At 63.1% G+C, this 9514-nt stretch carries 14 protein-coding genes; 3 read left to right on the forward strand and 11 right to left on the reverse strand.

Annotation, left to right across the window (positions count from 1 at the left end):
- Nucleotides 1-4 precede the first annotated feature (4 nt).
- From NKG95_RS09030 to NKG95_RS09050, 5 genes are all read right to left on the reverse strand, one after another.
- Complete coding sequence (locus NKG95_RS09030; protein WP_023716570.1) at nucleotides 5-787, reverse strand: SDR family NAD(P)-dependent oxidoreductase; 783 nt, start codon at nucleotides 785-787, stop codon at nucleotides 5-7.
- A 96-nt stretch (nucleotides 788-883) separates the two neighbouring features.
- On the reverse strand, nucleotides 884-1798 hold the full coding sequence (locus NKG95_RS09035; protein WP_353040495.1) for a PfkB family carbohydrate kinase: 915 nt from the start codon (nucleotides 1796-1798) through the stop codon (nucleotides 884-886).
- Nucleotides 1795-2994: a mannonate dehydratase gene (gene uxuA / locus NKG95_RS09040; protein WP_353040496.1), complete on the reverse strand. Its 1200-nt coding sequence runs from the start codon at nucleotides 2992-2994 to the stop codon at nucleotides 1795-1797. The genes NKG95_RS09035 and uxuA overlap by 4 nt, the downstream gene beginning before the upstream one ends.
- Before the next feature lie 157 nt (nucleotides 2995-3151).
- Nucleotides 3152-3811 carry a ThuA domain-containing protein gene (locus NKG95_RS09045; RefSeq protein ID WP_352493889.1) on the reverse strand — a complete coding sequence of 220 codons (660 nt, stop codon included), beginning with the start codon at nucleotides 3809-3811 and terminating at the stop codon, nucleotides 3152-3154.
- A gap of 11 nt (nucleotides 3812-3822) precedes the next feature.
- Nucleotides 3823-4920 (reverse strand): Gfo/Idh/MocA family protein, encoded by a 1098-nt coding sequence (locus NKG95_RS09050; protein WP_352590432.1) that lies wholly within the window; start codon nucleotides 4918-4920, stop codon nucleotides 3823-3825.
- A gap of 265 nt (nucleotides 4921-5185) precedes the next feature.
- On the opposite strand from NKG95_RS09050, the gene NKG95_RS09055 reads away from it, so the two are divergent.
- A complete protein-coding gene (locus NKG95_RS09055) occupies nucleotides 5186-6094 on the forward strand; it encodes a dihydrodipicolinate synthase family protein (RefSeq protein WP_353040497.1) in 909 nt (302 codons plus the stop codon).
- Here the strand turns inward: NKG95_RS09055 and NKG95_RS09060 are convergent, their stop codons facing one another.
- The 6 genes from NKG95_RS09060 to NKG95_RS09085 form a co-directional block, all read right to left on the reverse strand.
- Nucleotides 6095-6496 (reverse strand): DUF1801 domain-containing protein, encoded by a 402-nt coding sequence (locus NKG95_RS09060; protein WP_198030445.1) that lies wholly within the window; start codon nucleotides 6494-6496, stop codon nucleotides 6095-6097.
- A gap of 89 nt (nucleotides 6497-6585) precedes the next feature.
- Entirely contained in the window at nucleotides 6586-7056 is a 471-nt protein-coding gene (locus tag NKG95_RS09065) for a DUF1801 domain-containing protein (RefSeq protein ID WP_353040498.1), read from the reverse strand.
- 4 nt (nucleotides 7057-7060) lie between these two features.
- Nucleotides 7061-7291 (reverse strand): hypothetical protein, encoded by a 231-nt coding sequence (locus NKG95_RS09070; RefSeq protein WP_023716563.1) that lies wholly within the window; start codon nucleotides 7289-7291, stop codon nucleotides 7061-7063.
- A gap of 86 nt (nucleotides 7292-7377) precedes the next feature.
- Nucleotides 7378-7770, reverse strand: a complete 393-nt coding sequence (locus NKG95_RS09075; protein WP_352850582.1) for a VOC family protein — start codon at nucleotides 7768-7770, stop codon at nucleotides 7378-7380.
- A gap of 74 nt (nucleotides 7771-7844) precedes the next feature.
- A complete protein-coding gene (locus tag NKG95_RS09080) occupies nucleotides 7845-8255 on the reverse strand; it encodes an SRPBCC family protein (protein WP_352856204.1) in 411 nt (136 codons plus the stop codon).
- Nucleotides 8252-8575, reverse strand: a complete 324-nt coding sequence (locus NKG95_RS09085) for an ArsR/SmtB family transcription factor (protein ID WP_023716560.1) — start codon at nucleotides 8573-8575, stop codon at nucleotides 8252-8254. Before NKG95_RS09085 ends, NKG95_RS09080 begins: the two co-directional genes overlap by 4 nt.
- A gap of 199 nt (nucleotides 8576-8774) precedes the next feature.
- On the opposite strand from NKG95_RS09085, the gene NKG95_RS09090 reads away from it, so the two are divergent.
- Nucleotides 8775-9017, forward strand: coding sequence for a type II toxin-antitoxin system Phd/YefM family antitoxin (locus tag NKG95_RS09090; RefSeq protein ID WP_352482868.1), 243 nt, complete (start codon nucleotides 8775-8777; stop codon nucleotides 9015-9017).
- Nucleotides 9017-9442, forward strand: a complete 426-nt coding sequence (locus tag NKG95_RS09095) for a type II toxin-antitoxin system VapC family toxin (RefSeq protein ID WP_353040499.1) — start codon at nucleotides 9017-9019, stop codon at nucleotides 9440-9442. Before NKG95_RS09090 ends, NKG95_RS09095 begins: the two co-directional genes overlap by 1 nt.
- Nucleotides 9443-9514 lie beyond the last annotated feature (72 nt).

The raw sequence follows: 9514 nt of genomic DNA on the forward strand, positions 1-9514 counted from the left end.
GGCGTTATTCCTTGCGCGGAGAACCGCCGATGCGCGCCAGCAGCCCGCCATCGACGCGCACGACCTCGCCGGTGACGAAGGAGGCATCGTCGGACAGCAGGAAGGCAACGACGGCGGCAATCTCTTGCGGTCGGGCGGTGCGGCCGAGCGGATGCATGTTGTCGAGGATGCGCAGTATCTCGTCGGGGTTGTCGTTGAGCTTGACCGCATCCCGCAGCATCGGCGTGTCGACGGCGCCCGGAGCAACGGCATTGACGCGCACGCCGAGGGGGGCGTAGTCGACGGCCATCGATTTGACGAGGCCGATCAGGCCGTGCTTGGCCGTGCTGTAGGCCAGAACCCCTTCCTGGCTGGCCAGGCCCTGCACCGAGCTCATATGGACGATGGCACCGCGGCTTTGGCGCAGCAGCGGCATCGCCGCACGCGACAGCAGGTAGGCAGCCTTGAGGTTGACGTTCATCACCTCGTCCCAAAGCGCCTCGTCTGTGGTCTCCACCGTTCCGTAACGCTGGATGCCGGCATTGTGGGAAAGCATGTCGAGCCCGCCGAACGCGGACCGGGCAAGCTCGACGGCGCGGCCGCAGGCCTCGGCGTTGGCGGTCGAGCCAAGCACGGTGTGCACGGTCACGCCGCGCGCTGAAAGCTGCGTCGCGACCTCGTCTAGCTGATCGCCCGCCCGGTCGAACAGGATCAGGTCGACGCCTTGCTCGGCCAGCCTTTCGGCGACGGCACGGCCGATGCCCATGGCCGCGCCGGTAACCAGCGCGCGTTTTCTGAATTCAGCCATTTATCCTCCCAAGAACAGTTGCCGATCGACTACCATGGTAGTCGATCGCCACTTGACGTGCTCTTTTCCCACGAGCCGGCCCAAGCGTGTTCGGCATCATGCAGATCCTTGTAGGAAAGCCAGCGTTTCCGCGCGCGTCGGTGCGCCAAGACGTCCGCCAAAGCGCAGGCATTTCAGAGCGGCGGCGGCGCTGGCCACTGCTATGGCCCGCTCTTCGTCCCAACCTTCGGCCAGACCGAGGGCGAAGGTGCCGTGAAACACGTCGCCTGCCGCCAGGGTGTCGACGGCTTCGACCCGCGGCGACGGCAGGTGACGGACATCATTGCCACCCGGGTGCTGGAACGCGGTGCCGTTCGCCCCATCGGTGACGGCCACGAAGGCGCCGGTCCGTTCGCCGAGGATAGCAACGGCAGAACCGGCGGATATCTCCGGACCGCAAAGGATGCGTGCCGCCGGCAGCGAAGCAACGACATGCGAGGCGATCGGCAGCAGCCCGTCGAGCACCGGTCGCGACGCGACATCTGCGTCAAGGACCGCCGGAATGCCGTATTCACGAGCTTTCGCCAGCGCCAGGGCGGCGGCTCCGGGCCAGCGGACATCGACCAGCACGGCGTCGAACTGGGAAAAATCCGCGGGTGGAAGGCGGTCCGGATCGGCTTGCGTGACGGCATCGTAGAAGGGCACGATCATACGTTCGCCGGCGGCGTCGACCAGGATCGTAGCAATGGCCGAGCGGCCGCCCTCGACCCTGCGCACCAGCGAACAGTCGACCCGCTCCGCCTCCATCTGGCCAATGACATCGCGGCCGACGGCATCGTCGCCGACGCTTGCCCATAGCCAGACCTGCCCGCCCTGGCGGCTGGCCGACGCGGCGGCGCTGGCCGCCATGCCGGCCGCGATCTGCACGGCCTCGCTTGGCAGGAACTTGCCGGCGCCGGAGGGCAGGACATCGAGGCGCAAGATCGTGTCGTAGGTGAGCGCGCCGACGCAGAGCAGGCGGGGCGCCGTCATTGCAGCCGGTAGCCGCGCTGATGGGCAATCGCCGTCATCACGCCTCTCAGTTCGGCAAGGCCGCGAAGACGGCCGACGACGGGGTAGCCGGGATGGGTGTGCCGCGCGGCGTCATCGATCAGTTCGTGGCCATGATCCGGGCGAAACGGCAGCAGCGCCGCCGGTTCACCGGCGTCGCGACGGCGTTGCTGCTCGTCGAGCAAGACCGAGACCACCGAAACCATGTCGACATCGCCGTTCAGATGCTCGGATTCCATGAACGAGCCGTCCGGCTCCTTGCTGACATTGCGCAGATGCACGAACTTGATCCTATGCGCAAAGCGCCTGGCGATGGCAGGCAGGTCATTGGCCGGATTGGCGCCCAGCGACCCCGTGCACAAGGTAAGGCCGCTATGGGCCGATGGCACGGCGTCCAGGATAAAGGCAATGTCTTCGGCGTTCTTGACGATCCGGCATAGGCCGACGAGATCGCGCGGCGGATCGTCCGGGTGGATCGCCAGCGTGACGCCCGCCTCTTCGGCCGCCGGCAGCACGTTTTCGAGAAAACGGACGAGGTTCTCGCGCAGCCGCTCATGCGACAGGCTCGACTGCTCGACCACCACTTCGCGCAATTCCATTATATCGTAGCGCTTGAAGGCGCCCGGCAGGCCGGCCATGATGTTGGCGAGTAGACGCTCTTTTGCCGTGTCCGGCGTCGTCTCGAACCATTCGCTCGCCCGCTGGAGAACATCGGACGCATAGTCGCGCTCCGATCCCTTGCGCTGCAGCATGTAGCAATCGAATGCGGCAAGCTCGTGCATGTTCATGCGGAGCGCCCGTCCGCCGCCCGGCAGCGGCGCAGCCAGGTCTGTGCGGGTCCAGTCGAGGATCAGCATGAAGTTGTAGCAGACCGTGCGCACGCCGCAGGCGCCGAGATTGCGCAAGGTCTGCCTGAAATTGTCGTAGAGCCGGTCAAGATCGCCGCGGCCGAGCTTGATGTCTTCGTGCACGGGGACGCTCTCGACGACGCTCCATTTCAGGCCCATCGCCGGATCCGCCTCGATCAGCGCCTGGCGGTGCCTGATGGCGTCGATCGGCCAGACTTCGCCGTAAGGGATGTCGTGCAGTGCCGTCACGATGCCGGTCGCGCCGGCCTGCCTGGCATGGGCAAGCGTTGCCGCATCGCCCGGGCCAAACCATCGCCACGTCTGCTCCATTCGACCCCCAACTGCGGAATTCCCCGATGACCGGTGGTGTATTGGATGCTACCATGGCAGTCAATCGATTGCAGTTCGGGGACCCTGCGAGATACCGTCGGGGGCGGCTTTGCTCCTTGAAAAGACTGCAACGACACCTGGCGTTCAGATCGAACGGCTACGCAAGGTCCGAGTTTCGGCTGGCCCAAATCGCGCCGCGTTCGAACATCGTGCGCATTTGCGGCACGGCGAACTCATCGGCGGTGTGGCCGAGCGCGCTATAGAAGACGCGGCCCTTGCCGTAGCGGCGCTTCCAGACGACCGGCATGACGACGCCGGCGATGAAGTCGAGATGCTCGCCGGTAAACGTCGTTGTCGCCAGCACCGCGTTGGTCGGATCGACATGCATATAATACTGCTCAGAACGGTAGGCGAAACTATCGATGCCTTGCACGATCGGATCGTCTGGCCTGGTGATATCGACGTGATAGTCGATGATGTTGCCGGGATGGGCGACCCACTGGCCGCCGGTCATGAACTGGTATTCCGGCTCGTTGCGGAAGCTGTCGCACATCGTGCCGTGAAAGCCCGCAAGGCCGGTGCCGGCCCCGACGGCGCTGGTCAGGTTTTGCAGCTCCGGCTTTTCGATCGTCGACATGGTGATCACCGGGACAATGAGATCGAGCTTGCCCAGTTGCGGATCGGCGAGTGCCGAGGTCCCCTGCTCCAGCCGCACGTCGAAGCCGTTGCCGGTCAGCATCTCCTTGACGATTTCGGCGCTTCGGGCCGGGGTGTGACCTTCCCAGCCGCCCCAGAAAATCAGTGCCGTCTTGCTCATCGCATTATTCCCTATTCCAGAATTCCGAAAGGCAGATCGGCGTGCATCGGCGCCGGCCGGGCGCAGCCATATCTCAGGTCGATACGCTGGCCTATCTCTGCTGAAGAGATGATCGATTCCATGATTTCCAGGACATGGAGGGAAAGATCGAGGCTGGCGCGGTGTTGCCTGCCGGAGACGATCGCCTGCGCCATGTCGGCGAGGCCGAGGCCCCGGTAATTGCCGTCGCCATAGGAATGGATCTGATCGGCCACCGTCCAGTCGCCCTTGCGCTGGCTCGTCCTGACGTCGCCCTGGAACTGGTTGGGGTCGGAGACGATCATCGAGCCGGTGGTGCCGTAGAGCTCAATGTGATTGTGATCGTGCTTCCAGACGTCGAAGCTGGTGGTGATCGACACCGCCGCGCCATTCTCGAATGCGAGCAGGCCGGAAATATGGGTCGGCACCTCGACCTGGATGGTTTCGCCCTGGCGCGGTCCAGAACCGATGGTACGAGTGGCATAGGATGACTTCGCCTGCCCGGTCACCGACTTTACCGGGCCTAGGAGATTGACCAGGCAGGTCAGATAGTAAGGTCCCATGTCGAGCATCGGCCCACCGCCGGGCTGATAGTAGAAATCTGGATTGGGATGCCAGAGCTCGTGGCCGGGCACCTGCATGAAGGCAGAGCCGGCGACAATGCTTCCAACGGTGTCCTCATCGACCAGCCGCCGCGCCGTCTGGTGGGAGCCGCCAAGAAAGGTGTCGGGTGCGCAGCCGATACGCACGCCCTTTTCGCGTGCGGCCGCGACGAGCCGCTCCGCGTCGCTGAGCGTCGTTGCTAGCGGCTTCTCGGAGTAGACGTGCTTGCCTTGCCCGACAGCCTGCAAACCGACCGGCACGTGATGCTGCGGCGTGGTCAGGTTGAGCACGATCTCGACGCGGGGATCGGCTAACAGCGCCTCGATCGGCATGGCAGCCAGGCCGTAGGCCGCTGCCTTGGCCTCAGCTGCAGTCCGGTTGATGTCGGTGACGCCGACAATGTCGAGCACCGGGAATTGTGGCGACGCCTTCAGATAGGCGTCTGAAATGTTGCCGCAGCCAATGATGCCGACACCGATCCTCCGCATGGGCTTCTCCTCAAAAGGCGGCATTGATGAAACAGCAGAACTCGTTTGTCACCCCCTTTTCGGCCAGGCGATGTTGTCCCGTGAAAAGGATTTACCTCGAGAGCCTCAGAACCGCGGCCCGATCACAATCGCGCGCCTATGCGCGAGCCGCTTGCTTTCGAGGTCGAACGCCCGGTACTCAGCAACACTGCTTCATGTAGCTTGCTCGACATTCTTGATGCCGGCGTTGAGCACTGCACCGATTTTCACCGGTAGAAGGACGCACATGATCCGCCCACAAGGAACCATCGCACCGATCCTGACGCCGTTCGAAAACGACGGCCGCATTGCCCGCGACCTCTGGATATCACACGCCAAGTGGGTGCTGGATCAGGGAGCGCATTTCCTGTCGCCGTTCGGTACCACGGGCGAGGCGTTGTCCGTCTCGTTGCGCGAGCGCATGCAAGCGCTGGAGTGGCTGGTCGAGGCCGGCATTTCGCCAAGCCATCTGATGCCCGGCACCGGTGTCACAGCACTTGCCGAAACCGTCGAGCTGACGGCGCATGCGGTCGGTCTCGGCTGTGCCGGGGTGATGGTGCTGCCGTCGTTCTTCTATACGGCCGCCGGCGACAACGGACAGGCCCGCTACTACAGCGAGCTGATCGAACGGGTGGCGAACCCGGCGATGAGGATGATCCTCTACCACATCCCGCAGAATTCCGGCGTACCGGTGAGCCCGGCGCTGACCGCCCGGCTGAGCGAAGCGTTTCCCGATGTCGTGGTGGCCTACAAGGACAGTGCCGGTGACTGGAACAACACCGCGGCGGTCATTGCGGCAGCCCCAAAGGTCGCGGTGTTTCCGAGCTCGGAAGCACAGCTGACGAAAGGCCTCGCCAACGGTGCTGCGGGGTGCATCTCGGCGACGGTCAATCTGAATGCGGCAGCGATCCGGGCCCTCTATGACGCAACGCTGGCGGGAGAGGACATTACTGACGCGGAGGCCGGCATCAAGGCGTTCCGCAAAATCATCCAGGATGCCGGCCTCATCGCTGCGATGAAGGCGGTCCTGTCAGTACGATCGGGCGACAGGCGCTGGCTGAACCTGCGCGCGCCGCACGAGAATGCAACGCAGACCAGCGGCGAAGCTTTGCTCGCCGCTCTCGGCCCGCTAGCCGACCATATCGGCCGGAGCTGACTATCGGGCAGCGTTCAGGGCGGCAGCAGCGCGTATCAGCGCCTTGAACGCATTCTCATCTATAGCCTCGCCCTCACGGATATCGATGGCGCGCCTGGTGTTGCCTTCGAGGCTGGAGTTGAACAGGCCCGAAGGGTCCTGCAGCGAGGCGCCCTTTGCGAAGGTCACTTTCACGACGTTCTTGTAGGTCTCGCCAGTGCAGATTATTCCGGCGTGCGACCACACCGGAACGCCTCGCCACTTCCACTCCTCGACCACTTCCGGGTCGGCCTGCTTGACGAGAGCGCGGACATGCGAAAGCGTCTGGCCTCGCCAATCGCCCAGCTCGCTGATCCTCGCATCTATCAGCTGAGAGGGAGAGTTGCCTGCATTTCCTTCCATCGAGCCACTCTTCATCGTCATTGTCGCTTTCCCTAGGGTTGTTGCCGCTCGCCCGTCACATGAATACCGCTAGTCGGCACCTGGTTTGCGGGAATGACTGGCATTCCCACTCACATTCGCTCGCCCGGCAATTGGCTGGCTTGCTTCACCCAGGCGGCCAGTTGAGTTTCGTCCAGCTGGTCGTCCTGGCGGATATCGAGGTAGCGCACGTCCTTGTGCTTGGACTCGCCTGGAGGGACAGGATGCAGCGACGCGCCGCGGAAGAAAGCCAGCTTGATGTACTTTGTGAAGCAATGGAAGTTGAGGAACCAGCCTTGACCCTCTACGCCATAGAAGGGCGAGTTCCATTTGACGGCCTTGCGCACGTTGGGCACGCTGCGCATGATGAGCGCGTCGAGGCGGCGCCCGACGTCGCGTTTCCAGCCCGGCATGGCCGCGATGTAGGCTTGCACAGGGGCGTCGCCATCGGCCTTCGCTATCTGCGGGTTGCCGCCTGCGAGGAGGACCGGCTTGGCAGCGGCAGGGTTGGCGGCGGGCTTCTTCGCGACCGCCAATGACCTGATGGACGTCTTGTTGGCCATGCGTTCACTCCAATGCGCCGGTGCCCCCTGCGTTGCGCCACTTGGGAGCGTAAGGCAGCACGAACATGTACAGACCGGTAAGCAGGAGCAAGCCGAGCGGAAACAGCGGCAAAAGGTATACCCAGTAGGCGGGTTCCTTGCCTGCTCCCAGGCTGATGAAGATAGCGGCGACGACCGCCGCAAAGATAATCGACAGCCAGCGGTGGATCTGCCGAACCCATTTGTTCCAATCCATTGAGACCTCCTCTGAAGACGAACCGAAGCGGATCGGCGGCCCGTTTGGCGACACCCGCCGGGCAGCCACGCCACTGAACGCGTGCCTTACCAGCGCGCCAGCTGGGTGATTTGAACGAGATTACCGCAGCCGTCGTTCAGCTGGGCGATGGTCGAGCCGGTTACTTCGGTCGGCGGCATGGTGAATTCGGCGCCGCGCGCTTTGATACGCTCGTAGTCGCCCATGATGTTGTCGCTGAAGAACATGACCGCGGGCTGGCCCTGCTGGAACATGGCTTTCTGGTAGGTCTTTGCGGCCGGGTTGTCATTCAGCGCGAGTTGCAGCTCGGCACCGTCCGGCTCGTCGGGTGATGCGACGGTCAGCCAGCGAAACGGCCCATTGCTGAAATCGGCCTTCTTCGTAAAGCCGAGCGTTTCGGTGTAAAAGCCCAGAGCCTTTTCCTGGTCATCCACGTATACTTTGGTCAACTTGATCTTCATTGGCTTGCCTCCATTATCGCCCCGCCATCTGCCGGTCTGTAACAGAGCCCCTGCTTGAATAGCGCCCGCGGACCTCAGTCCGTCCGCGCCAGAACCTGCTCCAGATCGTCAAAGAACCTCGGCCAGCCGACTTTGGCACCCCGGAAGTAAGGCTGCTGATCCGGCCGGAAGCCCGACTGCTCCATGCGCAAGCGGACCCCGGTACTCGTGGGGGTGAGGGTCCAGGAGACGACACTCTTGAGATCCTTGGTATCCCACGTGTAAGTCAGCGTTCTGTTCGGCTCGACCGTCTGGACCTGACATTCGACGGAGCCCCAGGCTGCGTGAAGATTAAAACGGTGGTCCGCGACAGGCTTGAAGTCGTTTTTCATGAGCCACTCCTCGATCAAGTGTGGTTGCGTGAGCGCGCGCCAGATCTTCTCAGGCGGATAAGCGATCTCCCTTTCGACAATGACGGAGAGTGTTTCGGTCGCCATTTCGTTCACTGGTCCATCCTTTTGAGCAGGTCTTCGAGGTCGTCGAACCGGCTCTGCCAGAACCCGGTCATCTGGCTTGTCCAGTCGATCAGGGGGGCAAGCGCAGCAAGCTGCGCGCTATAGTGGGTCTGTCGTCCTGCATGGCGGTCGCGCACCAGCCCCGCCTGCCTCAAAACCCCGAGATGCTTCGACACGGCCGGTTGCGAGATCCCGGCCTGAGCCGTCAGAGCCCCGACCGTCTGCTCTCCTTCGCGACACAGTCGCTCAAAAATAGCGCGCCGAGTCGGATCGGCAAGCGTTCTGAAGAGTACATCGTGAGCGTTTGGCATTGGGATCGATAACCCTTCGGCTATTGATCGATGTATAACCATCGGGATATGTATTAGTCAAGCGGAAAGCGGCATAATTCTCGTTGCAGGAGCGATCACCTGCTTCGCTCACGCAGCCAGTTGCTCATTCGCCGTACTCTGCGCTGGAATCGTTAAGCGTGATGCGCTATATGACCATCTACATGGTCAGGAGCGTGACATGGGCGTGGTCAATCTGGCGGACGCCAAGGCACATCTGAGCGAGCTCGTCGACCGGGTCGAGGCTGGAGACTCGATCGACATCACCCGGCGTGGCAAGCCGGTCGCCCGACTCACGGCTGTGGCCCGCCCCCGCAGGCGGATCGACGCCGTCCTGCTCCAATCCCTGACCGCAACCATGCCTCTGCAGGCTCAGGCCGCCGCCGATCTGGTGCGATCGATGCGAGATGGCGATCGCTATTGATGCTTTATCTCGACACTTCGCTGATCGTAGCAGCGCTATCCAACGAAGCCGTGACCGCGCGCGTTCAGGGCTGGCTGGCGGAGCAGGACCCAGCGCAACTTGTGATCAGCGACTGGACCATCACCGAGATGTCCTCCGCCATGGCGATCAAGCTTCGGACCGGACAGATTGACCTGGAGCAGCGCGCAGCAGCGCTCGCGATGTTCAACAAGCTGGTCGCCGAGAGCTTCACCGTGCTGCCGGTGACGGGCGGGCATTTTCGGGTCGCCGCGAAATTCGCCGATCAGCATACGCTCGGGCTTCGTGCTGGCGACGCCCTGCACCTCGCGACGGCATCCGAGCATGGCGCCACGGTGCGAACCCTCGACCAGCGGCTCGCCGAGGCAGGGCCGATACTCGGCGTGCCGACGCAGTTGCTGGCATGATCAAGGCTCCTCCTTCAAATGCATATATCCCGAGTTGCCTTGATCTCGACCACTTCTGGATATACATTTCTC

It is taken from the genome of Mesorhizobium sp. M1423, assembly GCF_040317575.1.
GTDB lineage: Bacteria > Pseudomonadota > Alphaproteobacteria > Rhizobiales > Rhizobiaceae > Mesorhizobium.